A 25,133-nucleotide genomic window follows, 5' to 3' on the forward strand; every position below is an offset into this window, starting at 1 on the left:
TCGTGGGGCGGCGCCCGTCGCCGGCGCTCGACGCCGCGACGCGGCACGCCGCCGTCGGCCGGAATTCGATGAGGTACCCGGGTTCGCGACAGCTCCCGGACGAGGGATCCGCGGCCGGCCCGTCGTCGTGCGGGCGTCGGCCTTCCCCGGTAAAAGATCAGCCCCAGTGACGGAAGTGGCCGGCTCGTCACCGCCGCCTTCCCCGGCCCGGTGAAGCCACTCTCGCCGCGGCCGACGCTGCCAGCGGCGCGCGAGCACCGTCAACCAGACCGAAAACGTTTCGTGCTGGCTCGAAACATCAGGCCGCTCCCCGGGCCGGCCAAAGCTCTTGTCCGTTTTGGACGGAGCCAGCCTCGGAACCGCGGCCACCATGGCGCCATGGCGTACACCGAACCCCCTGATCCCGGCCACGCGCGCACCCTGGCCGAGCTGATCGCGCAGCTGCGGCTGCTCAAGGCGTGGGCGGGCGGCCCGTCGTACGCGCAGATCACCGAGCGGGTGAACCGGCTCTGGACGGCGGCCGGGCGCCCGGCCGCCGAAGGCACCGCCCGCACCACGGTCGCCGACTGCTTCAAGACCGGCCGCGCCCGGCCCAACACCGATCTGGTGCTGGCGGTCGTCGAGGTGCTGCACCCGGACCCGGGGTACGTCGCCCAGTGGCAGGACATGCTGCGGGTCGTCCGCAGCCGCGCCGAGGCGGCGACCTTCGTGCAGGCTCAGCTCGGCCTGCCCGAGGCGGTCCCGCACTTCACCGGGCGCCGGGCGGAACTCACGCGGCTGCGCGCGGTGCTCGGCGACGCCGCGAGCGGGCAGGTGCCGGTGATCGCGGGCATGGCCGGGGTCGGCAAGACCGGGCTGGCCGTGCACGTCGGCCGCGAGCTCCTGGGCACGGGCCGGTTCGACAACGCGCTCTTCGTGAACCTGCGTGGTTTCCACCCCGACCCCGGCCTGCCGCCGGTGGACCCGGCGGCGGTGCTCGACTCCTTCCTCCGCTTGCTCGGGGTGCCCGGGCACGCCGTCCCCGCCGACCTGCGGGGCAAGACGCGGATGTACCGGGAGCGGTCGGCGGGACGGCGCCTGCTCGTCGTCCTCGACAACGCGGGCAGCGAGGACCAGGTCCGGCCCCTGCTGCCCGGCGGGCCGGTGCTCGTCACCAGCCGTCTGGCACTGCCCGGGCTGCCCGGTGCGGCGCACGTCCGGCTGGACGTGCTGAGCCCGGACGAGGCGCTGGCCTACCTGCGGCGCACCGTCGGCGCGGAGCGGGTCGACGAGGCGCCTGCCGTGGCCCGCCGGATCACCGCCGAACTCGGGCACCTGCCGCTCGCGCTGAGCCTCGCCGGGTTGTGGATCTCCGCGCCGGCCCACCGGTCGTGGCTGCTGGCCGACCACCTGGAGCGGCTCGAGCAGCGGCGCGCGCACCTGCGCCTCGACAACGCCGTGGACGCCTCGATCAGCCTGTCCTACGACCAGCTCGGCGAGCCGGAACGGCGGGCCCTGCGGCTGCTCGCCCTGCACCCGGGTGCGGACCTGGACGCCTACGGCATCGCCGCGCTCACCGGCACCGGCCTGGACGAGGCGACCCGGACCTCGGACGGGCTCGCCGCCGCGAGCCTGGTGCGGCGCAGCGAGGCGAACCGGTTCGAGCTGCACGACCTCGTCCGCGCGTTCGGGATGGCGCGGGCGCAGGACGAAGACGTCTCCGCCGGCCGTCGGGCCGCGCTGGCCGGGCTGCTCGACTACTACACGTTCGCCGCCGCCACCGCGATGGACCACTACGCGCCGCGCGTGCGTGGCCACCGGCCGCACGTTCCCGACCCCGGCCTGCCGATCCCGCCGCTCACCGAGCGCGGGCCGGCGGCCGCGTGGCTGGACGCCGAACGGGCCAACCTGGTCAGTGCCGGCCTCAACGGCGTGCGGTCGGGTCACGCGGGACTGCTGTCGCGGATCCTGTTCCGGTACCTGCAGACCGGCGGCTACATCGGGGAGGCGCTGGCCCTGCACACGAGCGCGACCGGGTCGGCGGACCCGGTCGCCCGCGGGCACGCACTGGTGAGCCTCGCGGCCACGCACAGCCAGGTCGGCCACTACGAGGTGGCGACGCGGTGCGCCGAGGCGGCGCTGGACTGCTTCCGCGGTGCCGCGGACCGTTCCGGGGAGTGCCGCGCGCTGGGCACCCTGGGCGCGATCGCCTCCTGGAACGCCGACTTCGCGCGGTCCGCGGGGTTCCTGCGGGAGGCGCTGACCCTGGCCCGCGAGGTCGGCGACCGGTCGGGCGAACGCACCGCGCTGACCAACCTGGGTTATGTCTACGGCCGGCTGGGCTGGTACGCCGAGGCGCTGGAGATCCAGGCGAAGGCGCTCGCCATCGACCAGCAGATCGGCGACCTGTGCGACACGGGCCGCACCCTGCTCAACATCGGCGACACGCACCTGCGGGCAGGCAGGCACGCGGAGGCGTGCGGGTACTTCCGCCGCGCGACGGCGATCGCCGAGCAGGCGGGCGACCGGGACCTGCACGTGGAAGCGTTGCTGTGCCTGGCGGACGCGTCCCTGGAGCTCGGCCGCACCGGCCACGCCCGCACGACGCACGAGTGCGCGCTCGCGATGGCGGTGGACCTGGGCAGCCTCCACCAGGCGGCCCGCGCACACACCGGCCTGGCCCGGGCTTTGACGATCCTGGGCAACCCGGCGCGCGCCCGCCACCACTGGCTCGCGGCCCGCGACCACCACCGCGAGCTGGGCCTGCCGGAACCGGCGGAGATCACGGCGGCCACGGACTGTTCGGTGGCAGCCGGCGGGTGAGGGGCGTGGGGTCGCGCGGGCTTGTTCATGGGGTTCGCGACGAGCTGGTGACGGGCGCGGGTTTGTCGGGCGCCGGGTCCTGTTCGGGGGTTCGCGATCGGCTGGTGGCGGGTGGGGGTGTCCGGGTTTGCCGGGCGCCGGGTCGGCTGGGTTCCCCTCGGGGTTCGCGATCGGCTGGTGGCGGGTGGGGGTGTCCGGGTTTGCCGGGCGCCGGGTCGGCTGGGTTCCCCTCGGGGGTTCGCGATCAGCCGGCGGCGGGTGGGGGTGCCCGGGTTCGCCGCGAGCCGGGCGCGGGTCGGCCGGATCCCTCTCGGCCGCTCCCTCTGCGCCGGCGGCGTCCGGGTTCGTCCGGGATTGCTGCCCGGGGCGTGGTGGCACCGCGATGCTCGCAGCCGGCGCGGGATGGGGGAACTCTTCCCACGCCTCGGACACCCACCGTCGAAGGGAGAAACCATGGGGCGCCTGATCGACCGCGTGCTCGCCCGGATCGTGCCCACGGCCGAGGCCTCCGCCTGCAGTGGCGGCTACTTCTGCAACGCGGCCGGCCACCCCGGCTACTGGTACCGGTTCTGCTGCCCGCAGGACGGCTGCGAATGGACCAAGGTCCGCAGCAGCTGCTGAGCACCGGTCCCGGGCTTGCCGGGTGGTGTCCGCCGCCTTCCCCGCGGACACCACCCGGCATCGAAGGAGTCACATGGAATACCTCCGGGCGGCCGGTGCGGCGCTGATCGCCGTGGTGTTCGCCGTCTCGTCGCTGTCCAAGCTGCGGGACTTCCGCGGGTTCGCGCGCTCGGTGCCCGTGCTGGTGCCGATGCCCGCGAGCTGGGTCCCGCCCGTGTCGGTGGCCGTCGTGGGCGCCGAGGGGAGCAGCGCGGTCCTCGTGGTCGTGCCCGCCACCGCGACGGCGGGGTTCGTCCTCGCTTCGGGGTTGCTGGCGGCTTTCACCGTCGCCATCGCCGCTTCGCTACGCCGCGGGCAGCGCACATCGTGCCGCTGCTTCGGCGCGGCCGACACCCCGGTCGGCCCGCGCCACCTGGCCCGCAACACCGTGCTGGCCTGCTTCGCCGTTCTCGGCGCCCTCGCGCCGGACCACCTGCCGCCCGTCGCCGGGGCCGCCGTCGCGGTCGCAGCGGGCGTGGTGGTGGCCGTGCTCGTCATCGCGATGGATGACATCGCCGTCGTGTTCGCAAGGAGTTCCTGATGCCCTTCGTCGTCGCCGCCCTGGTGCTGCTCGGCCTGCTGTGCCTGCTGAACCTGCTCCTGACCGTCGGGATCCTGCGCCGGATGCGGGCACAGAGCACCACGGGCTCCGGGTCGCTCTTCGCGTTGCGCCCCGGTTCGGCCGTCGGCGAGTTCGCCGCCACCACGACCGAGGGCGAGCCGGTGACCACCGCGACGCTGAACGGCACGGTCGCGTTCTTCTCCGCCGGCTGCGCCGCCTGCCACGACGCCCTGCCGGACTTCCTCGCCTACGCCCGCGATCAGGGCCGCGACAACGTCTTCGCGGTCTTCGGCGGCGACGAACCCGACACCGTGCGCGCGCTCGCCGAGGTCGCGCGGGTCGTGCCGGCGGACCTCGACGGCGGGCCGGTGGCCGCCGCGTTCCGCAACACCTGGACCCCCGCGCTGTACGTGGTGGCCGACGGGCGGGTGGTCGCGACCGCGGGCCGGGTGCCCGAGCTGCCCGTGCCCGCCGGGCGCTGAGGCGGTGCGCGAACCGGACCGGCGGATCGGCGCGGACCAGGTGCGGGCGGCGGCCGCGGCCGCCGCCGTCCTGCTGTGGCGGTCCGGCCGGGCGCGGCTGGCCGGGCTCCTGGTCATGACGGCGGCCGCCGCCACCGCACCGATCGCCACCGCCTGGCTGACCAAGCTCGTCCTCGACCGGCTCGTCACGCGCACCGGCGCGGTCGGCGGCCTCGCCCTGGCGCTGGTGCTCGCCGGGCTGGCCGTCGCCGCGCTGCCGGTGGTGGTCCACTACGTCCGTGCGCAGATCGGCCGCGCGGCGAGCACGGTCGCCACCGACCGGCTGTTCGACGCGCTGGGCCGTCAGGTCGGGCTGCGCACGTTCGAGGACCCCGCCTACCAGGACCGGTTGCGGCTGGCCCAGGAGAGCTGCGGCCGGGTGCCGGAGATCGTCGACGGCGTCGGCGGCACGCTGAGCGGAACGCTGTCCCTGGCCGGGTTCCTCGGCTCGCTGCTCCTGCTGAGCCCGGCGATGACCGGGGTCGTGCTGGCCGCCGCGGTCCCCGCGTTGCTGGCCGAACTGCTGCTGGCGCGGCGCCGCGCCGCGGTGGAATGGCGCATCGAACGGTTCGCCCGGCGCGAGTTCTTCTACAGCCAGCTGCTCACCGGCGTCGCCGCCGCGACCGAGATCCGGCTGTTCGGCATCGGTGCGTTCCTGCGCGCCCGGATGATGGACGAGCGCCGCAGCGCCAACGACGCCCAGCGCCGCATGGACGAACGGGAGCTGTGGACCATGGGCGGGCTGACCGCGCTGAGCGCGGCGGTCGCCGGAGCCGGGCTCTGGTGGGCGATCACGTCGGCGCGGGACGGCTCGCTCAGCGCCGGCGACGTCTCGATGTTCGTGGCCGCCGTCGCCGGGGTGCAGGCCGCGCTCGGCACGCTCGCGTCGGCGATCGCCAACGGCCAGGCCCGGCTGCTGTCGTTCGCGCACTACGTCGCCGTGGTCCGCGCGGAACCCGACCTGCCGAGCGGATCCAACGGCACGGCACCCGCGTTGCGGCAGGGGCTCGAGCTGCGCGACGTGTGGTTCCGCTACAGCGACGACCACCCGTGGGTGCTGCGCGGGGTGGACCTCACCATCCCGCACGGTTCGGCAGTCGCCCTCGTCGGCCTCAACGGCGCGGGCAAGAGCACGCTCGTGAAGTTGTTGTGCCGCATGTACGACCCGACGCGCGGGCGCATCCTCTGGGACGGTGTGGACCTGCGCGACATCCCGCCCTCGTCGCTGCGCGAGCGGATCAGCGCCGTGTTCCAGGACCACATGAACTACGACATGACCGCGGCCGAGAACATCGGCCTCGGCGAACTTTCCGCGATGGACGACCGGGCCCGGGTGGTGGCGGCCGCGACCCGCGCGGGCGCGCACGACCGGATCGCCGCCCTGCCGCGCGGGTACGACACGCCGTTGACCCGGATCTTCGAGATCGGCGAGGACACCTCGACCGGGGTGGTGCTCTCCGGCGGGCAGTGGCAGCGGCTGGCGCTGGCCCGCTCGCTCGTCCGGGAGGGACGGGACCTGATGATCCTCGACGAGCCGAGCTCCGGTCTCGACCCGGAGGCCGAGCACGAGGTGCACGCCCGCATCCGCGAGCACCGGCAGGGCCGCACGAGCCTGCTCATCTCGCACCGGCTGAGCGCGGTGCGCGACGCCGACCGCATCGCCGTGCTCGAGGACGGCCGGATCGGCGAGCTGGGCACGCACGACACCCTGCTCGCCGACGGCCGTGGTTACGCGCGCCTGTTCCGCCTGCAGGCCGACGGCTACCAGGCCGTGCCGTGAGAGTCCTGGTCCTCGCCGGTCTGCTGGCCGCCTTCGCCGCCCGCCGCCTGCTGATCCTGACCACAGTGGACGGTTCGAGCATGGCACCGGCCCTGCGGTCCGGCGACCGGGTCCTGGTGCGCCGGACCCGCCGCCCACGGCGCGGTCGGGTGGCCCTGCTGCGCTACCCGCCGTTGCCGAGCGGAGCGCCGGCGGGGGAGCAGCTGCTGCTCAAACGCGTCGTGGCGGTGGCAGGCGACCGCCTGCCGTCCGAGTGGGCCGACCCGGACGTGCACGGTCTCGGCGGCACCGTGGTGCCCGCCGGCTGCGCCGTCGTCCTGGGCGACAACCGGCCCTCCAGCTGGGACTCCCGGCACTACGGGTTCGTGCCGCGGGAGCGGGTGGTCGGCGTGGTGGTGCGGGGTGCTCGCGGCCCTGTGGTGTGAACGGCCCACAGTGCGGTGCCCGGAACCGCATTACCGTGCCGGACAGTGAATCGCCGACCGGCCGCGGCACCTTCCCCGCTCGAAAGGTGTTCCTGTCATGCGTATTCGTCTTGTCCTGCCCATGCTCGCCGTGCTGGCCGGGATCGGCTCGGCGGTGGCCGCTCCGGTGGCCGCCGATCCGGGGCCGGTGACGGCCGAGGCCGCCGCCGACGCCTGCTACTCCTGGGGACGCACGCTGTCCCAAGGGACATCCGGTGACGACGTCCGGCAGCTGCAGATCCGGGTCGCCGGCTATCCGGGGTACGGCGGTGTCCTGGCCATCGACGGCCGGTTCGGCGCCGGGACCAAGGCCGCGGTCACCCGGTTCCAGCAGGCCTACGGGCTCGGCGCGGACGGCATCGCCGGACCCGCGACGTTCGCGAAGATCCACCAGCTGCAGGACGACGACTGCACACCGGTCAACTTCACCTACGCCGAGCTGAACAGGTGCAACTCGGACTGGTCGGGCGGCAATGTGCCCGCCGCGACTGCGAAGGCCAACGCGCTGGTGTCGATGTGGAAGCTGCAGGCGCTGCGGCACGCGATGGGTGACCGCCCGATCGTGGTCAACGGCGGTTTCCGCAGCGTCGCCTGCAACAACGCGGTCGGCGGGGCGGCCGCCAGCCGCCACCTCTACGGAGACGCGGTCGACCTCGGCGCGGGCGCGCAGGGGTTCTGCGGACTGGCGCTGCAGGCCCGCAACCACGGCTTCAGCGAGATCCTCGGGCCGGGCTACCCGGGGCACAGCGACCACACCCACGTGGCACACCGATCGAGCCAGTTCTGGTCGGCGTCCTCCTGCGGGATCTGACCGCATTTCTGGTCAGCAGTGCAAATCCTGGCTCCGGTCCGCCAGGTACGCCTCCGGGATGAACCCCGCGTAGCGCTTGCTTTCGGTGCGCACGTAGACGAGGTCCCAGTACTGGTTGCCTTCGACCGGACCGCTCGACACGTAGCAGAAGTCGAGCAGCACGTCGCCGGGAACGACGTTCTCGCCGCGGTTGCAGTTGGTCGCCGGGCACTGCCAGATCCAGGTCGGTGTCCTGGTCACGTTGTTGGCCAACCACTCGGTCGCCGCCGCCGGCGCGGCGATCGGGTCCTTCGCCGGCTGTCCGGCGCTCGCCGGTACGCCGGCCGCCATGCCGCCCAGCACGATGACGCCTGCCGCACCGAGCAAGATCTTCCGCTGCATCGCAGTCCTCCTGGTTCGCGTTCGCCGGGCCCGTCCGTTCCGGGCCGCCGTGGGGCCAGCCTGGACGGCCGTTCGTGTGAACGGTCCGCGAATCGGCACAATCCGCTGCTCAGGGGCGGTACGTATAGTCCGGGCGAGGGGGAGGGGGCGGCCGGTGGAGTTCCGTCTGCTGGGAGCCGTGGTCGCCGTCGTGGACGGCACCGTGGTCGAACTGGGGCCGGTCCGGCAGCAGTGCGTGCTGGCCGCGCTGGCGGTCGACGCCCCGGGGGTGGTGTCCGTGGACCGGCTCGTCGACCGGGTCTGGGGCGACGATCCGCCGCTGCGAGCCCGCAAGACGTTGCTGAACTACCTCACCCGGTTGCGGCACGCCTTGGCCCCGGCGGACGCGGTCATCCGGCGGCACCCGGGCGGCTACTCCCTGCGGCTGGACCCGGCGGAGATCGACGTGCACCGGTTCCGCCGCCTCTGCGCACGGGCTCGCCAAGGCGGCTCGCGCCACGCCGCGGCGTTGCTGGAAGAAGCGCTGGGCCTGTGGCACGGCGACGCGGTGGCCGGCCTGACCGGAGACTGGGTCACCGCCGAACGCGAACGGCTGCACCGGGAACGCCTGGACGCCGAGCACGATCTGACCGAGGCGCTGCTGGCGCTGGGGCACGGGGAGGACCTCGTCACCGGCCTCGCCGCCCGCACCGCCGAACACCCGTGGGACGAGCGCGCCGCCGCGCACTACCTGCTCGCCCTGCACCGCGCGGGCCGGACGGCCGACGCGCTGGCGTACTACCGGCGGCTGCGGGAACGGCTGGTCGCCGAACTCGGCACCGAGCCCGGCGCCGCGCTGCGGGACGTGCACCGGCGGATCCTGGCCGCCGATCCCGCGCTCGACGCGCGTTCCGCGGCCGCGCCGGTCGTGCGGCCCCGCCAGCTGCCCGCGGCACCCGCTTCGTTCGTCGGGCGTGACGCCGAACTCGGGTTCCTCGATGCCGCCCTGGACAACGCGAAGCGAGGGCGGGTGGTCGTGCTGGCCATCGCCGGTGCCGGCGGGATCGGCAAGACGTGGCTGGCGCTGCACTGGATCCGGCGCCGGCTGGACCGGTTCGCGGACGGGCAGCTGTTCGTGGACCTGCGCGGGTTCAGCCCCGCGGGGCAGCCGATGGACCCGGCGGAGGCCATGCGCGGGTTCCTCGGCGCCCTCGGCGTCGAACCGGCCCGGATCCCCGCCGCCACCCAGGCCCAGGCGGCGTTGTTCCGCAGCCTGGTGGCGGGCAAGCGGATGCTGCTGGTGCTGGACAACGCCGTCGACACCGCGCAGGTCGTGCCCCTGCTGCCGGGCAGCGGGTCCTGCACGGTGGTGGTCACCAGCCGCACGCAGCTGCCCGGCCTGATCACCGGACACGGTGCCCAGCACCTGCCCCTGGATGTCCTGTCCGGCGACGAGGCCACCGCGCTGCTCGCCGACCGGCTCGGCCACGCGCGCACCCGCGCCGAGCAAGCCGCGGTGGACCGGCTGGCCGGGTTCTGCGGCGGCTTCCCGCTGGCGCTGGGCATCGTCGCGGGCCGGGCCGCCACCCGGCCGCACGCGTCGCTCGCCGGCCTCGTCTCCGAACTGCGGGAGTCCGGCCTGCGCGCACTCGAAGGCGTCGAGCCCACCAGCGGCCTGCCCGCCGTGCTGTCGTGGTCGTTGCACGCGCTCACCGAGGACCAGGCCACCGCGTTCACCCTCCTCGGCATCGCGCCGGGGCCCGACATCGGCTTGCCCGCCGCCGCGGCGCTCGTCGGCCGCCCGCCCGAGGCGTGCCGGACGACGCTGCGCGTCCTGGAGCAGTCTTCGCTGATCTCCCAGGACGCCCGCGGCCGCTACCGGATGCACGACCTCACCCGCCGGTACGCGACCGACATCGCCCGCGAACTGCCCGAAGGCGCGCGGCGGGAAGCTTTGCGCCGGGTGCTCGACTTCTACTGCCACACCGCCTTCATCGCCGACCGCCGGCTGGCGCCCCACCGCCATCCGATCGAGCTCGAGCCCGCGGCCGCCGGCGTCGACCCCGGCCGGCCGCACGACGACGCGGCCGCCATGGCGTGGTTCGAGGATGAGTACGCCACGCTGCTCGCCGCCCAGCACACCGCCGTCGCGCAGGAGAGGCAGACGACGGCCTGGCAATTGGCCTGGGCCCTGACGACCTTCCAGCACCGGGCCGGGCGCCGCGAAGACCACCTCGCCGTGTGGCAGCTCGCCGCCGAGCCCATCGCGTCCCGGCCCGGCGGTGCCACCGGCAGCCTCGTGCAGCGGCTCCTCGGCGGCGCCTACGCCGAGCTCGGTCGCTTCGAGGAGGCCATCCGGCACCTCGAGAGAGCGCTCGCCCTCGCCGCCGAACACCACGACGACATCGCGCACGCCTACGCCCACCGGGTGCTCGCCTGGACGTGGGCCCGGCAGGGGGACGACAAGCTCGCCTCGACGCACGCCGCCGACGCGCTCGACCTGTTCCGCGGCCTCGGCCGGCCGGTGTGGGAGGCCGAGGCGCTCAACGCCCTGGGGTGGTACACCGCCCGCCTCGGCGACCACGACACGGCCCTGACGCTGTGCCTGGCCGGCCTGGACCTGTTCCGCGGCAACCACGACCCGTCCGGCGAGGCGGCGACCCTCGACAGCCTCGGCTACATCCACGACCACCTCGGCCACCACCGCGAAGCCGTCGAGTACTACGAGCAGGCCGTGCGGGTGCTGCGCGAGCTCGGCTACACCTACGAGATCGCCAACACCCTCGACAACATCGGCCACCCGTACGCGGCCCTCGGCGACGTCGAGCGGGCCCGCGCGGCCTGGAGCGAGGCCCACGAGCTTTACCGGCGCCAGGATCGACCGGACGAAGCCGAGCAAGTGCGGCACCGGCTGGACGTGCTCGGAAATCCGGGAGAGTCACCACCGCGCTGACCCGGGGGCGCGCCGCCGAACGCCGCGGCCGCCGGGATCCTCGCGGCGCCGGCCGCCGCCGCGAGGCACGGTCCGCCGCCGATCCGCCGCCGGCCGGCCGCGGCTACTTCCGGCGTCCGAGCGCCTTCGCCCGGTCGTGCGCCCAGCCGGCGAGCACGACGCCCAGTGCCGTGACCACCAGGTAGCCGACCAGGGTCCCGGTGAACCCCGCCCCCAGCCACGCCAGCAGCCCGGTGTTCGCGTGGTCGACCAGCAGCCGGATCGCGCCCTGGGCGCCCAGGACCGTCAGGACCGCCCCCAGGATCTGCAGCACGTCGAACTTCACGATGTCCCCCTTCGTTGATGATACGGCCGTATCATAACCATGGGTGATAGCGTTGCGGCGTGGCGGGGAGCCGGATCACGGTGCAGGTGGGCGAGCGGCAGCTGACGCTCTCGAACCTCGAAAAGGTGCTCTACCCGCGCCACGGCTTCACCAAGGGCGAGGTGCTCGACTACTACACGCGCATCGCGCCGCTGCTGCTGCCGCACATCCGCGACCGGGCGATGACGTTCGTGCGCTTCCCCGACGGCGTCGCCGGTGGCTCCTTCTTCGAGAAGGACGTCTCGCGGCACGCCCCCGACTGGGTCCGCACCGCCCGGCTCACCGTCGGCGGCCGCGGCAAGGATCCCGAGATCATCGCCTACCCGCTGATCAACGACCTGCCCGAGCTCGTCTGGGCGGCCAACCTCGCCGCGCTCGAGCTGCACGTCCATCAGTGGACGGTCGACGACGGCGACGAGCGCAGCACGCCGGACCGGCTCGTGTTCGACCTCGACCCCGGACCGGGCGCGACGGTCGTGGACTGCTGCCGCGTCGCCGAGCGCCTGCACGACGTGCTCACCGCCGACGGGCTCACCCCGGTCGCGAAGACCAGCGGCTCCAAGGGCATGCAGCTCTACGCGGGCGTCGTGACGACGGACGGCGGCGAGACGTCGCAGTACGCGAAGGCGCTCGCCGAGCGGCTCGCCGCCGAGACGCCGGACCTCGTCGTCGCGCGGATGACGAAGACGCTGCGGCCGGGCAAGGTCTTCATCGACTGGAGCCAGAACAACCCGTTCAAGACGACGGTCGCGCCGTACTCGCTGCGCGGGCGCGACGAGCCGACCGTGTCCACTCCGGTCACGTGGGACGAGGTGCGGGCCTGCCGGCATGTTTCGCACCTGCGGTTCACGGCCGACGAGGTCCTCGACCGCGTCGGGGACCTCGGTGACCTCTTCGCCGAACTGGACCGGACGCGCGTCCCGATTCCTGCGTTCGGCTGAATTTCGGAATTCGCAATTCCGCGGGGAAACCGGACCGGTTCCGGAGGTGCCGGATGCCACTGTGGACGCAATTGCGCGACGACGGGTCCGACCAGGCGATTTCGATCGTCCCTTGTGGACCGCTGCACGTGCAGACGGCCGTGTCGGTGCACGGCACCGGCGGTCGGGACGATTCCGTTGTGCACCAAGCTGGACGAACTGGGTACGGTCTACGCGTAAACCACCATCTTGAGCCGTCGGAGCCGGTCATGAAGATCCAGAAACCGCCGCGGCTTTCGCGGGCCTTCGGCCGTTCTTCGCCGGGCGCGTTGTGCGAGCCGTTCTCGGTCACGACGTCGTTCCCCGGTGCTCGGAGCACACTTCTCACGGTGGTGGGCGACATTGATCTCGCGACTGTCGCCATTCTTGTCGAATGCGCGGAAACCGCGCTGAACGCCGGCGGCCCGCTCGTCGTCGACCTCGGCGGGGTGACGTTCTGCTCCGGCGTCGGCCTCCGCGCGCTGCGGCACGTGCAGGGGTGTGCCGACGAACGGGCCGTCCCGCTGGCCTGGGTGGTGCGCACGCCGTCGCTGTGGCGGCAGCTGCGGGGGACCGGCGTCGCCGGCTTCTCCTGCTACCGGGATCGGGCCGACGCGCTGGCGGCGGTCGGCTGATCCGCTCGACCGGCCGCGCAGGGTGCGCGGCCGGGCTCGGCGACGAAAGGAAACGGGTGTCCGGCCTGATCGACACCGATCTCGAGTTCTGGTTCCAGCGCGGCTTGCGCGCGTACCTCGGGGAGGTGGCCGGGGCGCTCGGCTTCGGCCTCGAGTCCTGCACCGTGGACGTGGACGTCCCGGTGTCGGCCTACCTCGCGGTGGACTGGCGGCTGCGCCGGTTCCCCGACCGCGACGTGGCGCTGCTGTGGGACGAGGTGCACGGCTGGGCCGTCGCGGTCGAGGCGGCGTGCGGGGAGGAGATGATCGTGCTGGCCTACCTCGGCGGCGCCGACATCCTGCCGCCGTCGCGCGCGATCGTGCGGTTCCTGGCCGCGTTGCGGGCCGGGGACCTGGAGCCGGACGGGCCGGGTTCGCCCGTGCTGCGCCGCGCCGGGAGCCACCAGGATCTCCTGCCGTTGCTGCCGGCGGGGTGACGCGGCCCCGGCCGATCCTCCACACTGGAGCGATGGGGACGGTGCCGGACGCGGTGGTGCCGATGCTGGCCGTCGACGGGTCCCTCCCGGACGACGACCAGCACGGCTACGAGTGGAAGTGGGACGGCTTCCGGGGCTGCGCCCGGATCGCCGATACCGGCGAGGCCCGGATCACCAGCCGCAGCGGCAGCGACCACACCCACCGCTACCCCGAGCTGCAGGAGATCTTCGCGCCCGCGCTCGGCGGGCACGCGGCGGTGCTCGACGGCGAGGTCGTCGCGCTGAACGCGGCCGGCCGCCCGGAGTTCGAGCTGATGCAGCGCCGCGCGATGCACGAGCCGACGGCGAAGCTGCGGGCCGAGGTCCCGGTCGTCTACTTCGCCTTCGACCTGCTGCGGATCGGGTCGGAGTCGCTGCTGGACCGGCCGTACGAGCAGCGCCGGGAGCTGCTCGCGGAGCTGGTCCGGCCTGCCGACGGCCGGCTCGTCGTGCCGCCCTGGTACACCCGCGCCGACATCACGCCGGACCAGCTGCTGGCGACGGCGGCCCAGCACGGCATCGAGGGCGTCGTGGCGAAGCGGCTGGACGCGCCGTACCTGCCCGGCGCCCGGTCGCCGCTGTGGACGAAGCGCGCGCTGACCCAGACGCGCGAAGTGGTCGTCGGCGGCTGGCGGACCGGCGCCGGCCGCCGCGCGGGCACACTCGGCGCGCTGCTGCTCGGCGGTTACGACGACGACGGCTCGCTGGTGTACATCGGCGACGTCGGCACCGGGTTCACCGACGACGCGCTCGACCGCCTCCGCGACGTCCTCGCCCCGCTGGCGCGCCCGGAGTCCCCGTTCGCCACCGAGGTGCCGCGCGAACGCGCCCGCGGCGCGCATTGGGTCGAGCCCGACCTGGTCGGCGAGGTCGTCCACCGCCGCGTCACGCCGGATCTGCGGCTGCGCCACACTTCCTGGCGCGGCCTGCGTCCGGACCGGACACCCGGCGAGGTGCGGGTGCCGAAACCGACGGGAGCGTCGTGACCCCCGCCGTGTGCCTGGTCGAGATCACCGGCGAAAACCGGGACGCGGTGTGCGCGTTACGCGTGCAGCCCGGCCAGGAGCGGTTCGTCGCGTCGGTGGCGAAGTCCCTGGAGGACGCCGCGACGACGCCCGAAGCCGAGCCCTGGTACCGCGCCGTCTACGCGGGCGGCGAGCCGGTCGGCTTCGTGATGCTCAGCTGGGACGTCCCGCCGGGCCGCCCGGGCATCCTCGGGCCGTACTTCCTGTGGCGGCTGCTCGTCGACGGGCGCCACCAGGGCCGTGGGATCGGCCGCGCGGTGCTGGCGGAGGTCGTCGCGCTGATCCGGGCCGACGGCGCGACCGCACTGCTCACGAGTCACCAGCCCGGCGACGACGGCCCGGGCGCCTTCTACCGCAGGTTCGGGTTCGTCCCGACCGGGGAGATCGACGACGGCGAGACCGTGCTGCGGCTGGCGCTGTGAGCTAGCTGCCCAGCTGCAGGCCGAGGTACACGCCGCCACCCGCGGCGAGTGCGCCGAGGACGAACCCGGCCACGTGCCGGTCCTCGAGCAGGGATTCGCGCGCGAGCGCGATGAGCGCGCCCAGGCCGCCCAGCACGAGCAGCCAGACGTCCGTGCCGAGCGCCGTGCGCAGGTCGACGACCGTGCCGCCCTTGCGCACGAAGAGCGCCCAGTCGGTCACCTTCGAGACCTGGACGACCACCGGCGTGCCCGGCTCGGTGTCCAGCGCCTGCTGGGGGTCGCCGAACTCCCAGTCCGGTTCGCCGGCGCTGCGGACGGTGATGAAGTACGTCGTCCACGCGGGCGAGTCCGATTCCGCCGGGTGGTACACCTGCCGGTGCGCGACGACCGTGCCTTCGATGTCGTACGTCGGGGCGTCGCGCACGCCCAGGTCGTGGACGGCGAACGTGAGCATGCCCGCGGGGATCGCGAACCACAGCACGGTCCCGATGATCCGCAGCACGATCATCGGGCCAGCCGATCACGCGCGCGGGTGCGGGCGGGAGGGGACATCGGCCGCCACGGCGGGGTTGTGATCGCCGTCACGGCCGGTCACATCGGTCCGGCAGGCGGAGTCGTGGGGGTGACGGACCCGGAACCCCGGGGCCCGCGCTCTCCCGGAGGAGCTCCGATGTCCACCGCGTACCTCATCGTCACCCTCTTCGCCGCCGCCTTCGTCGGCTTCTCGGCCGTCTCGGTCTTCGCCCGCGCGAAGTGGGTCGTCGAGCCGATCACCTCCTACGGCGTGCCGGAGGCGTGGTGGCCGTGGCTGGGCGCGGCCAAGGCCGCCGGGGCGATCGGCCTGGTCGTGGGGTTGTTCGTGCCGCCCATCGGCGTCGCCGCGGCGATCGGGCTGGTGCTGTACTTCCTCGGCGCCGTCGTCACCGTGGCCCGCGCCCACTCGTATGGGCACTTGGCGTTTCCGGTGCTCTACATGGCCCCGGTGGTCGCTTCGCTGGCGCTGCTGTCCTGACCGGCGAGCCAGGTGAGCGCGTCGGCCGCGTGCTCCAGCACGGAGATGTGGCCGTCGCCGGGGGTGATCCGCAGGTCGGCGCCCGGGATCCGCGCGGCGAGCCACTCGCTGTGCGTGGCGGGGATCATCCGGTCGTCGGCGCCGTGCACCAGCAGCGTCGGCGCGGTGATGGCCGCGGGGTCGCCGCCCCAGGGCGTGACGTAGGCGAGGTCGTCGTCGACCAGGCCGACGGCGCCGAGGGCGGGCCGGACCACGTCGTCGAGCCAGGACTGCGATCCGGCGAGGGCGGCGAAGTCGGCCTTGGTGAAGACGCCGGGATCGAACTCGGCGGCGGCCTCGTGCTTTTCCTTGGCGGCCCGGCCTTCGGCGGCGGCGCGCAGGGAAGCGGCACTGGCGGCGGCCATGCCGTCGAACTACCCCTCGGCCCCGAAGGGCGCGACGGCGGCGAGACCGGCGACGGCTTTGACCCGGCCGGGCAGCAGGGCCGCGGTCGCGAGGGCGTGCGAACTGCCGCCCGAGTGCCCCATGACGGCGAAGTGCTCGATCCCGAGGGCGTCGGCGACGGCGGCCACGCACTCGGCGGCGTTCCCGACGGTCCGGTCCGGCAGGGGGGTGGAGCCGCCGTAACCGGGCCGGTCGTGGGAAACCCAGCGGACGCCGAGGCTTTCGGCGAGCGGCAGCAGCGGTCCGGGCGGCGCACCGAGGTTGGGCGTGCCGTGGTGCCAGAAGACGGTGAGCCGCGCGGGGCCGCCGGTGTCGTAGACGTGCAGGGTGCGCCCGTCCGGCAGGACGAGGTCGGTCTCGATCACCATGCGGCGAGCCTAGCCGCTGTAACAAAAGGCCGGTTCCGATCGTCGGAGAACCACGACACGACCACGAGGAGAGCCGCCATGACGACCGGGAACCACGCGACCTTGGGGGAAGACCGGTACCCCTTCACCGTCTGGTACGACGAGAAGTCCCAGTCGATCCACTTGACCTGCAGCGACCCCCGGCTGACCGACGGGAACGGGCAGAAGCCGGGGTTCTTCCGCGAGTTCACCGCCAACCCGCGTTCGGCGGACTACGACCCGGCCAACTTCAACCGGTTCGCCCGGTACCTCCGCCAGCAGGGCAAGGCCGCGCCGGACGAGGTCCCGATCCACTCGCGGAAGCTCGCGGAGCGCCCGCAGGTCATCGAGGCGCTCGCCGCCGGCTCGTGAGGCTCAGCGGGCCAGGCGTTCCGCCAGCCAGGCCAGCGACAGCGGGTACCGGTAGTCGATCGCGGCGTGGCCGGCCTCGAACAGCTCGAAGTGGATCCGGTCCTCCGCCAGCCCCGCCTTGAGGACCTCCGCCCGGAACGCCTCCGCGCCGACGTCGAGGAAGTACTCGTCGCTCGTGCCCGCGTCGATCCACACCGCTCGCCACGAACTCACCGCCGGGACGTGATCGGGGACCATGCGGACCGGGTCCCAGTCCAGCCAGCGCTGCCACACCTCCGGCCGCAGGACGCCGGTCGCCGGGTCGAACGGCAGCTCCGGCGTCCCGTCCGGACCTGCCGAGAAGCACGCCGACACCCCGATCAGCTGCAGCAGCGTCGCGTCCTCCGGCCGGGTGAACGCCGGCCGCGCGCGGAAGTCCGCCCACCACGCCTGGATGTCGCGGTCGTAGCCGCGCAGGGCCCGGACCGCCTTGCCGAAGTCCGGGACGTAGCACAGCTCGTACAGCGAATCGCCCGCGTGCGTGGCCAGGGCGCCGAACAGGTCGGGCCGCAGCATCGGCGTGATCATCGCGCCGAACCCGCCCGACGACTTGCCCGCGATCGCGCGGGACTCGCGGTCGGGGATCGTCCGGTAGTGCGCGTCGACCCACGGCACGATCTCGTCGCACAGGTACGAGTGGTAGCGGCCCGTGCCCGGCGAGTCGACGAACTGCGAGCCGCCGTACGCGGTCCACGCGTCGACGTACACCACGACGCAGCCCGGCGCGCCGCCGGCGAACACCGCGTCCGCCGTCTCGACGAACGGCTGCCGGAACGGCGTCCGGTTGGCCCACATCGACAGGTGCCCGGTGTAGCCCTGGATGACGTACACGACCGGGTACCGTTCGGCGCCGTCGTCGTAGCCCGGGGGGACGTACACCCACAGCGGTCGCTCGTGCGGGTCGCCGAGCGGGTTGTCCCGCAGCAGCGCGGATTCCACGGTGTGCCGGTCGAGCCGGCCGGCGAGGTCGCCGTCCCAGGGCAGCATGCCGCCAGTCAACCACGGCTCAACCGGTTGCACGGGCTAAGCGATACCTCTTTTCCGCGGGTAGCGTTGAGCCGTTCCGCCCCGACCTCCGTGTTATGGGCACGGTGGTGGGTCAGGGGAATGCGGGGAAGAACGATGAAACATCCGGGGCCGTTGTTCACATTGCTCGCCGGTGTCGCGCTCGCCGGCGGGATCGGGATCGTCAACCTGGCGACCGGGACCGGTGTCGCACCGGTCGCCGGCGCCGCCAACGCGGCGAGCGTCGCGAGCTCTTCGCCACCGACGACGTCTTCGTCGGCGGCGCCGAAACCCGAGGCGCCGAAGGCGGATGCGCCAGCCCGGGCGGACTACGCCGGGCGCGTCACCGGCGGCGGCGCGTCCGTGGCGGTATCGGTGCGTGACGGCCACGCGATCGCCTACCTCTGCGACGGCAAGAAGGTCGAAGCCTGGTTGCAGGGCGTGACGGTCGGCGGGAAGCTGGACCTCCGGGGTGCCAAGAACACCAGCCTGACCGGCAGCTTCGACGCCGCGTCGGTCACCGGGACGGTGACGGCGGCCGGCAAGACGTGGCAGTTCGCCGCGCCGACCGCGAAGAAGCCCGCGGGGCTCTACCGCGCGGCGCCGAAGGTGAAGGGCAAGACGGCGAAGGTCGGCTGGATCGTGCAGTCCGACGGCAGCCAGGTCGGCATCCTCACCACGGACGAGGACTCGGCGTCCGCCCCGGCGCTCGGCTTCGGGGACGGGGCCGGCGCGGTCGTCGACGGCGCGCGCGTGACCGCCGAGCCGATCAGCGGCCTGGCCGGGCAAGGTGACTTCTGATGACCACGGCGGGCAACCGCGCCGGGGTCGCGCTCCTCGTGCCGCTCGTCGCCGGCGCCGTCGTCTCGGTGGTGCTCGGCGTCTACGGCAGCCTGCACACGCCGACCGGCGTCGCGGTGAACGTCGCCGGCTTCTCCAGCCCGATGTCGGTGAAGGCGTGGCTCGCGACGGTCGTCGTCGTGCTGGCGATCGTCCAGCTGCTGTCGGCGCTGGCGATGTACGGCAAGCTCGGCCGGACCGTCCCGGCGTGGGTGTCGCCGGTGCACCGCTGGTCGGGCCGGCTGGCGTTCCTCGTGTCGATCCCGGTGGCGCTGCACTGCCTCTACGCGCTCGGGTTCCAGTCGTTCGACACCCGCGTGCTCCTGCACTCGCTGCTGGGCTGCTTCTTCTACGGCGCGTTCGTCGCGAAGATGCTGTTGCTGCGCAAGGACGGCGCGCCCGGCTGGGCGCTCCCGGTCTTCGGCGGCCTCGTGTTCACCGGGCTCGTCGGGCTCTGGCTGAGCGCGTCGCTGTGGTTCTTCACCCAATCGGGCTTGACCTTCTAGGCGGGGGACGATCGTGCGCGAGGACGACACGGATCCGACGGTCACCCGGCGGACGGCGCTCGCCGCGGCGAGCGCCGGGCTGGTGGCGGGCTGCAGCACCTACGGCGGCGGTTCCGGCACCGCGACTCCGGCCGCGGCGCCGCCACCGGCGGCCGGGACCGAGCTGGGCGCGAGCGGCGACATCCCGGTCGGCGGCGGCAAGGTGTTCGCGGACAAGCAGGTGGTGGTGACCCAGCCGGCGGCGGGGACGTTCGCGGCGTTCTCGGCGATCTGCACGCACCAGGGCTGCGCGGTCGACGCCGTCGCCGACGGCACCATCAACTGCCCGTGCCACGGCAGCAAGTTCAAGATCGCCGACGGCTCGGTCGCGAACGGCCCCGCGTCGCGGGCGCTGGAGAAGAAGAACGTCACGGTCGCGAACGGGAAGATCACGCTGGCCTAGGGAGTGTCTGACAATGCCTTGGTCCATGTGATCACGGCATGCAGATGTCCGCGGATCGCCCTCGAGGAGTAAGCCTTGTCGCCACGGACCCGGTCGGGTGGGGTCCGGGCTCGACCGCGCCCGGCCCGACGGATCGCCAGGTGCCGCATGAGGTGCGGGAACATCGGGGCGTCCCCGGCCTGTCCGGGACCGACCAACGTCACCGGCGGCCGGCCGTTCCCGTCGACGAGGTGGTGCACTTTGGTGCTCCAGCCGCCGCGGGAGCGGCCGATCGCGTGATCAGGCGGCTCGATCAGCGGATCCGTGTGGTTCGACCCAGCCCCCGGTGGAGCGGGTGATGTCGGTGGCGTGCTGCTGCGCCCGCGCGATCGTGGAACCCACCGACACCGACCAATCCACCTGACCGGCCGTGTCCGCTTCGGCGAGCAGGCGGTGCAGGACGGTGTCCCAGGTAGACGATCCCCTCGACCATCGCCCGGGCATCGGAAAACGGACGACCCGCTTACCGGTGCGGGCCGGAAGCAGGTCCTCGATCAACGCCCACGAACGGCAGCATCCCGGCAACCAACCGGGAAGTTTGTCGGACGCGCCCTAGGTGTAGGCCTTCGCCACGGTCCGCCCGTTGACCGTCCACAGAGGACTGGACGCGTCGGGCGGCCCGGGCAGGACGGTGCCGTCCGTGCAGGCGAACCGCGGGTCCGGGACCGCGTCGTCCGCGATGGCGGCGCACTGCAGGCCACCCTCCAGCGTGAGCAGGAACGGGTCGGCCGTCCCGCCGGGCTGCGGCGGGGACGGCAGGGCGCCGGCGTAGGTCAGCAGCACGGCCTTCGTCGCGGTGGCCGGGCAGACGACCCGGTTTCCGGTGACGGCGAAGCACGGGTCGTACGTGGTGGCGCCGCTCGTGCAGCGGTAGGCGTCGTGGCGGCCGGACACCGCCGAGACCGAGCCGCAGGTGCCGGTCGCCCGGCTCGTCGTGGCGCCGGTCCGCGCGCGGTACGCGACGGTCTGGGTGAACCGCTGCGAGCGGCTCGTGGTGATCGCGACCTCGAAGGCGGGGTTCGCCGGGGCGAGCCCGCTGGTCACCGCTCCGACCCCGGAGCCGAGGAACCGGCGCACGACGTCGCCGCCGTCCGGGTGGCAGGGGGTGAGCGCCGCCCACACGGCGGTCGCCACTTCGGCGACCGGCCGGTCCGCGGTGTAGTGCGCGGCGCCGGCGTCCGCGGCGCAGGTCAGCACGCCGGGCGCCGGCTCGGGGGCGCCGGGCATCCCGAACAGCGCGGCGACGCGGTGCGCGGCCAGTGCCAGTGTCGTGCCGAGCCCGGGGCCGGGCTCGGCCTGGCCCTTGACCGTCGACGGCAGCTGGCCGAACGGGACGTCGTAGGTCACGCCGGAGCCGGGCCAGACCAGGTCGCGCTGGCGCGGGCGGCCGAACAGCTGCACGGCGGACGTGCTCGCCGCGGCGGTCCGGGCGGTGGGTTCGGGCCAGCCGGGCGGCGGGGCGAGCCGGTAGGGGACGCGCGCGCTGGACGTCAGGGTGAGGCCCGCGCGACCGTTGCCGGCGGTGACGCAGGGGGAGAGGGGCGTCGCCGGATCGGGCACGGCGAGCCCGACGGTGGTGCCGCCGGAGCTGGCCGCCCGCCCGGCGCAGGCGGGTCGCGGGGCCGGGTCCGGCACGACGTCGCGGCCGAGCGCGGCGAAGTCGAAGAGCCCGCCCCAGAAGGCGCCCGGCCGGGTCAGGTCCGCGACGATGCTCCGGGCCCCGGCGTCGTAGGCGGCCGGGACGAGCCGGGTGGCGGTGACGACGACGGGCGCGAACCCGGCCGGCGGCGCGGCGGGGACGGGGATCCGCACCCGCAGCGTCGAGCCGCCGTCGAAGCTCAGCTCGGCCCCACCGCCGACCCGCCGGGTGAAGGCGGCGGCGACCCCGGGTTCCGGCGCGGGCCCGACGGAGACCCGAGTGCCGGCGGGAGCATCGACCTCGATCCCGGCAACGGTGACCGTCCCACCCGGACCGCCCGCGAACCGCTGCTGCACCAGGACTCCGGCGCCGCCCAGCAGCAGGACGAGCACGGCCGCCGCGAGCGCGAGCCGGGCGGGCCGGTCGTTCGTGGCCATCGAAGCCTCCCAGAACACTTACTCTCGCTAGTCACCGGGCAAGTCGTGGTCGTTAGCCATCGTGGCCCAACCGTGACGGCCGAGCTTAGGCTGGCGAGGTGGCCGAGCTGGCTCAGGTGACCGTCGCGGTGCCGCGAGCGCCGCCGGCCGATCCCGCCATGGCCGGCTTCGAGAACGCCTTCGACGCCGTCGCGCGGCTCGCCGAAGCCGCCCCGGGCTTCGTCTGGCGGCTGAGTACCGGCGGTCACGCCGCCGCTGCTCCGCCGGTTCACCGTGGACGGACGCCGCGCTCGGTAATCGGTCGCCGCCCGTGCGCCCGTCTGGCACCATCGGTGCCGTGCGCCCGGTCGAGATCGCCTGCGACGAGTCGGGCTCCGAGGGCGAAAACCTCGTCGGCGGCGAAACCGATGTCTTCGCCCACGCCGGGGTCCGGCTGACGCCCGGGGAGGCGCGCGGCTGCGTCCAGGAGATCCGCGCCCGGATCGGCTCGCCCGCCGAGGAGTACAAGGCCAACCACCTGCTGCGCGGCAAGCACCGCGCCGTCCTCGAGTGGCTGCTCGACCCCGCCGGGCCGCTCGCCGGCCGCGGGCACGTGCACCTGACCGACAAGACCTTCTTCGCCGTGCGCGCCGCGGTCACGCTGCTGGCCGAGCACGGCACCGACGCCATGGCGCGCACCCTCCACCGCACCGGCCCCGCCGCCTTCGGGCCGGACCGCTGGGCCTACTTCCTCGCCGCGTTCACCAGCGTCCTGCGCCTGAAGCCCCGGCGCGGCGTGACGACGTCGCCGGAGGAGTTCTTCGCCCTGGCCGGACAACTCGCGAGCGACAGCGAGGCCGGCAGGATCGTGCGGCAGCTGAGCGAAGGCGCCGACCGCGTGGCCGCCTACCGCGCGCGGCTGGCGAGCGACCCCGGTCTCGTCCCGGTGCTCGACCCGCTGGTGCCCGCGGTGATCCACACCGTCCGGCACTTCAGCGCGGACGGCACCCCGGTCGCCCTGGTCCACGACGAACAGCTCGCGCTCACCGGCGAGCGCGTGCTCCAGCTCAAGGTCACCCTCGGGCACCGGCTGGCCGGCGTCCGGTTCGTCGACTCGCGCTCCGACGCCCGCGTGCAGGTCGCCGACTTCCTCGCCGGCGTCGCCCGCCGGATCGCCTCGGACGCGCTGAACGGACGCGGCGACCCCCGGCTCACCGCCCTGCTGGAGTCCTTTGTGGACAAGGACTCCGTCTGGAACGGGCTCAGCAGCTGACGACCTGCGCCGGTGACGTCGTGTTGTCCAGCCGCTTGACGTACGCGCTCCCGCTGCGCCGCGCACACGCGGACTCCTTGGCGGCGAACGGCCCGTCGTAGACCGCGTACACGTCGGCGCCGTTCACCTGCTGCCGCAGCGAGCCGCAGCCGGTGGTCGGCGTGTGCAGGTACCGCGCGCCCGGGTGGGCGGTCAGGAACCCCTGGACCTCCGTGCGGTACCGGGCCGGCGTGATGGACGAGCCGAGCACGACGACGTACGAGCCGTCGCACGCCGGCGTGCTCATCGGGGTCGTCAAGCCGAGGTCGGCGCTGCTCGCCACGGTCGTCCGGACGCTCACCTGCGTCGTCGTGACCGGCGGCGCGGTCACCGGCGGGGCCGTCACCGGTGGCGCGGCGGCGGACGAAGAGGTCGAAGCCGTCGGTGTCGGCTGGGCCCGCGTCGAGGGCTTCAAGATCGTGAACCACCCGATGACACCGAGCAGCGCGAGCAGCGCCACGCCGGCGACCAGCCACGGCGCCTTCGACGGCCGGCGGGGCACCTCGGTGACGGCCGGGGCCACGCGGGTGGCCTGCCGGGTCGGGGGAGCGGCGGGGTGGACCGGGCTGGTGCCGCCGAGCGCCGCCCGGGCGGCGTCCGTCAGCTCGGTGACGCTGCCGAAGCGCTCGTCGGGGTTCTTGGCCATGCCCCGCGCGATCACGGCGTCGAACGCGGCGGGCAGCCCGGGCCGCAGCGTGCTCGGGCGCGGCGGCGGCTGGTGCAGGTGCGCGCCGATCAGCGACGCGGCCGTCGTCGCCGGGAACGGCTTGCTGCCGGTCAGGCACTGGTGCAGCACGCAGGCCAGCGAATAGACGTCGACGCGGTGGTCCACCGGCGCGTCGGTGAAGCGCTCGGGTGCCATGTAGTCGAGCGTCCCGACGGCGCCGCCGGTGGCCGTGAGCCCGGTGCTGGGCCCGGCCGCGCGGGCGATGCCGAAGTCCACCAGGTAGGCGAACCCGGTGGCGCCGACCAGCACGTTCGACGGCTTGACGTCCCGGTGCACCAGCCCCTCGGCGTGCGCGGCGGCCAGGGCCTGGGCGACCTGGCCGACGACGTCGACCGCCTGGGTCGCGGCCAGCGCCCCACCGGCGGACAGTCGGGAGCCGAGGTCGTCGCCGTCGACCAGGCGCATGTCGAGGTAGAGCCGCCCGTCGATCTCGCCGTAGGCGTGGATCGGGATCACGTGCGGCTCGCGCAGCCGCGCCACCGCGTGGGCCTCCCGGCGGAACCGTTCCTGGAACTCGTGGTCGGCCGCGAAGTCCGGCGACAGCAGCTTCAGCGCCACCACGCGGTCGTGGCGCGTGTCGTAGGCGCGGTGGACCTCGCCCATGCCGCCACGCGCGATCAGTGACTCGATCCGGTACGGCCCGAACTGCCAGCTCACGCTCATCCCTCCGCCGACACCGGGAAGTCTGCCTCATCCAGCGTGGCGTTACGCAGCGGATCAGTGCGACCGGGCGCGACGTCCGTGAGCTGCGGGAACGGCTCGACCTCGACTCCGGCTACCTGAGCCGGCTGCTGCGCGGGCCGGAACGCGACGGCCTGGTGCGCGTCGAGCCGAGCGCCGCGGACGGCCGCGTCCGCACCGCCCGGCTGACGGCGGCCGGGCAGGCCGAACGCGCCGAGCTCGGCCAGCTCTCCGACGCCGCGGCCGCCGAGCTCCTCGCCCCGCTGTCGGGTGGGCAGCGCCCCGGCTCGTCACCGCGACGGCCGAGGTCGAGCGGCTCCTGACGGCGTCGGCGGTCGACGTCGCGCCGTGCCCGCCCGGTTCTGCCTGCGCGCCTACTTCACCGAGCCGGCCCGGCGGTTGACGGCGGGTTCGGCCCCGGGCTCAGCACCTCCGCGGGA

Annotated in this window: 29 protein-coding genes and 1 pseudogene; 21 read left to right on the forward strand and 9 right to left on the reverse strand. The window is 74.1% G+C overall.

Annotation, left to right across the window (positions count from 1 at the left end):
- Positions 1-378 precede the first annotated feature (378 nt).
- From QSK39_RS32420 to QSK39_RS32450, 7 genes are all read left to right on the forward strand, one after another.
- Positions 379-2,802: a tetratricopeptide repeat protein gene (locus tag QSK39_RS32420; RefSeq protein ID WP_285481653.1), complete on the forward strand. Its 2,424-nt coding sequence runs from the start codon at positions 379-381 to the stop codon at positions 2,800-2,802.
- Positions 2,803-3,255: 453 nt separating this feature from the next.
- Positions 3,256-3,423, forward strand: coding sequence for a hypothetical protein (locus QSK39_RS32425; RefSeq protein WP_285481654.1), 168 nt, complete (start codon positions 3,256-3,258; stop codon positions 3,421-3,423).
- 73 nt (positions 3,424-3,496) lie between these two features.
- Positions 3,497-4,003, forward strand: coding sequence for a MauE/DoxX family redox-associated membrane protein (locus QSK39_RS32430; protein ID WP_285481655.1), 507 nt, complete (start codon positions 3,497-3,499; stop codon positions 4,001-4,003).
- Complete coding sequence (locus QSK39_RS32435) at positions 4,003-4,506, forward strand: thioredoxin domain-containing protein (RefSeq protein ID WP_285481656.1); 504 nt, start codon at positions 4,003-4,005, stop codon at positions 4,504-4,506. Before QSK39_RS32430 ends, QSK39_RS32435 begins: the two co-directional genes overlap by 1 nt.
- 4 nt (positions 4,507-4,510) lie before the next feature.
- On the forward strand, positions 4,511-6,325 hold the full coding sequence (locus tag QSK39_RS32440; protein WP_285481657.1) for an ABC transporter ATP-binding protein: 1,815 nt from the start codon (positions 4,511-4,513) through the stop codon (positions 6,323-6,325).
- Positions 6,322-6,750, forward strand: coding sequence for a S26 family signal peptidase (locus tag QSK39_RS32445; protein WP_285481658.1), 429 nt, complete (start codon positions 6,322-6,324; stop codon positions 6,748-6,750). Before QSK39_RS32440 ends, QSK39_RS32445 begins: the two co-directional genes overlap by 4 nt.
- 97 nt (positions 6,751-6,847) lie before the next feature.
- The gene (locus QSK39_RS32450; RefSeq protein WP_285481659.1) at positions 6,848-7,600 is read left to right on the forward strand and encodes a D-Ala-D-Ala carboxypeptidase family metallohydrolase; all 753 of its coding nucleotides are present in this window, start codon (positions 6,848-6,850) and stop codon (positions 7,598-7,600) included.
- A gap of 12 nt (positions 7,601-7,612) precedes the next feature.
- On the opposite strand, the gene QSK39_RS32455 is transcribed toward QSK39_RS32450, so the two are convergent.
- Positions 7,613-7,981: a hypothetical protein gene (locus tag QSK39_RS32455; RefSeq protein ID WP_285481660.1), complete on the reverse strand. Its 369-nt coding sequence runs from the start codon at positions 7,979-7,981 to the stop codon at positions 7,613-7,615.
- A 154-nt stretch (positions 7,982-8,135) separates the two neighbouring features.
- Here QSK39_RS32455 and QSK39_RS32460 point away from each other — a divergent pair, with 154 nt between their 5' ends.
- Positions 8,136-10,913, forward strand: a complete 2,778-nt coding sequence (locus tag QSK39_RS32460; protein WP_285481661.1) for an AfsR/SARP family transcriptional regulator — start codon at positions 8,136-8,138, stop codon at positions 10,911-10,913.
- A 103-nt stretch (positions 10,914-11,016) separates the two neighbouring features.
- On the opposite strand, the gene QSK39_RS32465 is transcribed toward QSK39_RS32460, so the two are convergent.
- A complete protein-coding gene (locus QSK39_RS32465; RefSeq protein ID WP_285481662.1) occupies positions 11,017-11,238 on the reverse strand; it encodes a hypothetical protein in 222 nt (73 codons plus the stop codon).
- 59 nt (positions 11,239-11,297) lie between these two features.
- Here QSK39_RS32465 and ligD (QSK39_RS32470) point away from each other — a divergent pair, with 59 nt between their 5' ends.
- From ligD (QSK39_RS32470) to QSK39_RS32490, 5 genes are all read left to right on the forward strand, one after another.
- Positions 11,298-12,218 (forward strand): non-homologous end-joining DNA ligase, encoded by a 921-nt coding sequence (gene ligD / locus QSK39_RS32470; protein WP_285481663.1) that lies wholly within the window; start codon positions 11,298-11,300, stop codon positions 12,216-12,218.
- Between the two features lie 248 nt (positions 12,219-12,466).
- Entirely contained in the window at positions 12,467-12,871 is a 405-nt protein-coding gene (locus QSK39_RS32475; protein WP_285481664.1) for an STAS domain-containing protein, read from the forward strand.
- A 56-nt stretch (positions 12,872-12,927) separates the two neighbouring features.
- Positions 12,928-13,347 carry a DUF6292 family protein gene (locus tag QSK39_RS32480; protein ID WP_285481665.1) on the forward strand — a complete coding sequence of 140 codons (420 nt, stop codon included), beginning with the start codon at positions 12,928-12,930 and terminating at the stop codon, positions 13,345-13,347.
- 32 nt (positions 13,348-13,379) lie between these two features.
- Positions 13,380-14,372 carry a non-homologous end-joining DNA ligase gene (ligD, locus tag QSK39_RS32485; protein WP_285481666.1) on the forward strand — a complete coding sequence of 331 codons (993 nt, stop codon included), beginning with the start codon at positions 13,380-13,382 and terminating at the stop codon, positions 14,370-14,372.
- On the forward strand, positions 14,369-14,833 hold the full coding sequence (locus tag QSK39_RS32490) for a GNAT family N-acetyltransferase (protein WP_285481667.1): 465 nt from the start codon (positions 14,369-14,371) through the stop codon (positions 14,831-14,833). Before ligD (QSK39_RS32485) ends, QSK39_RS32490 begins: the two co-directional genes overlap by 4 nt.
- Position 14,834: 1 nt before the next feature.
- Here QSK39_RS32490 and QSK39_RS32495 read toward each other — a convergent pair whose 3' ends face one another.
- A complete protein-coding gene (locus QSK39_RS32495) occupies positions 14,835-15,341 on the reverse strand; it encodes a hypothetical protein (protein WP_285481668.1) in 507 nt (168 codons plus the stop codon).
- A 162-nt stretch (positions 15,342-15,503) separates the two neighbouring features.
- Between QSK39_RS32495 and QSK39_RS32500 the strand changes: the two genes are divergently transcribed.
- Entirely contained in the window at positions 15,504-15,845 is a 342-nt protein-coding gene (locus QSK39_RS32500; protein WP_285481669.1) for a DoxX family protein, read from the forward strand.
- On the opposite strand, the pseudogene QSK39_RS32505 reads toward QSK39_RS32500, so the two are convergent.
- Positions 15,803-16,657: pseudogene (locus QSK39_RS32505) on the reverse strand (alpha/beta fold hydrolase). The gene QSK39_RS32500 and the pseudogene QSK39_RS32505 sit on opposite strands and share 43 nt — an antisense overlap.
- A gap of 78 nt (positions 16,658-16,735) precedes the next feature.
- Between QSK39_RS32505 and QSK39_RS32510 the strand changes: the two are divergent.
- A complete protein-coding gene (locus QSK39_RS32510; protein ID WP_285481670.1) occupies positions 16,736-17,047 on the forward strand; it encodes a hypothetical protein in 312 nt (103 codons plus the stop codon).
- Positions 17,048-17,050: 3 nt separating this feature from the next.
- Here the strand turns inward: QSK39_RS32510 and QSK39_RS32515 are convergent, their stop codons facing one another.
- Positions 17,051-18,073 carry an alpha/beta hydrolase gene (locus QSK39_RS32515; RefSeq protein ID WP_285481671.1) on the reverse strand — a complete coding sequence of 341 codons (1,023 nt, stop codon included), beginning with the start codon at positions 18,071-18,073 and terminating at the stop codon, positions 17,051-17,053.
- A gap of 135 nt (positions 18,074-18,208) precedes the next feature.
- On the opposite strand from QSK39_RS32515, the gene QSK39_RS32520 reads away from it, so the two are divergent.
- The 3 genes from QSK39_RS32520 to QSK39_RS32530 are packed head-to-tail and all read left to right on the forward strand — an operon-like array spanning position 18,209 to position 19,879.
- A complete protein-coding gene (locus QSK39_RS32520; protein WP_285481672.1) occupies positions 18,209-18,892 on the forward strand; it encodes a hypothetical protein in 684 nt (227 codons plus the stop codon).
- Positions 18,892-19,437, forward strand: a complete 546-nt coding sequence (locus QSK39_RS32525) for a DUF6529 family protein (protein ID WP_285481673.1) — start codon at positions 18,892-18,894, stop codon at positions 19,435-19,437. The genes QSK39_RS32520 and QSK39_RS32525 overlap by 1 nt, the downstream gene beginning before the upstream one ends.
- Before the next feature lie 13 nt (positions 19,438-19,450).
- Entirely contained in the window at positions 19,451-19,879 is a 429-nt protein-coding gene (locus QSK39_RS32530; RefSeq protein WP_285481674.1) for a Rieske (2Fe-2S) protein, read from the forward strand.
- Here QSK39_RS32530 and QSK39_RS53125 read toward each other — a convergent pair.
- From QSK39_RS53125 to QSK39_RS32540, 3 genes are read right to left on the reverse strand one after another with little or no spacing between them, the layout of a single operon-like run.
- Entirely contained in the window at positions 19,876-20,118 is a 243-nt protein-coding gene (locus QSK39_RS53125) for a transposase (protein WP_353051096.1), read from the reverse strand. The genes QSK39_RS32530 and QSK39_RS53125 overlap by 4 nt on opposite strands.
- A 40-nt stretch (positions 20,119-20,158) precedes the next feature.
- On the reverse strand, positions 20,159-20,416 hold the full coding sequence (locus QSK39_RS32535; RefSeq protein ID WP_285481675.1) for a hypothetical protein: 258 nt from the start codon (positions 20,414-20,416) through the stop codon (positions 20,159-20,161).
- Between the two features lie 54 nt (positions 20,417-20,470).
- On the reverse strand, positions 20,471-21,994 hold the full coding sequence (locus tag QSK39_RS32540) for a hypothetical protein (RefSeq protein WP_285481676.1): 1,524 nt from the start codon (positions 21,992-21,994) through the stop codon (positions 20,471-20,473).
- 116 nt (positions 21,995-22,110) lie between these two features.
- Here QSK39_RS32540 and QSK39_RS53130 point away from each other — a divergent pair, with 116 nt between their 5' ends.
- Positions 22,111-22,431, forward strand: coding sequence for a DUF3291 domain-containing protein (locus tag QSK39_RS53130; RefSeq protein WP_353051100.1), 321 nt, complete (start codon positions 22,111-22,113; stop codon positions 22,429-22,431).
- Entirely contained in the window at positions 22,332-23,246 is a 915-nt protein-coding gene (locus QSK39_RS32545; RefSeq protein WP_285481677.1) for a DUF3800 domain-containing protein, read from the forward strand. The genes QSK39_RS53130 and QSK39_RS32545 overlap by 100 nt, the downstream gene beginning before the upstream one ends.
- Here the strand turns inward: QSK39_RS32545 and QSK39_RS32550 are convergent.
- Positions 23,236-24,675 (reverse strand): serine/threonine-protein kinase, encoded by a 1,440-nt coding sequence (locus tag QSK39_RS32550; protein ID WP_285481678.1) that lies wholly within the window; start codon positions 24,673-24,675, stop codon positions 23,236-23,238. The two genes, QSK39_RS32545 and QSK39_RS32550, sit on opposite strands and share 11 nt — an antisense overlap.
- On the opposite strand from QSK39_RS32550, the gene QSK39_RS32555 reads away from it, so the two are divergent.
- Positions 24,633-25,016 (forward strand): MarR family transcriptional regulator, encoded by a 384-nt coding sequence (locus QSK39_RS32555; protein WP_285481679.1) that lies wholly within the window; start codon positions 24,633-24,635, stop codon positions 25,014-25,016. The genes QSK39_RS32550 and QSK39_RS32555 overlap by 43 nt on opposite strands.
- Positions 25,017-25,133 lie beyond the last annotated feature (117 nt).

It is taken from the genome of Amycolatopsis sp. NBRC 101858, from assembly GCF_030269325.1.
GTDB lineage: Bacteria > Actinomycetota > Actinomycetes > Mycobacteriales > Pseudonocardiaceae > Amycolatopsis > Amycolatopsis ponsaeliensis.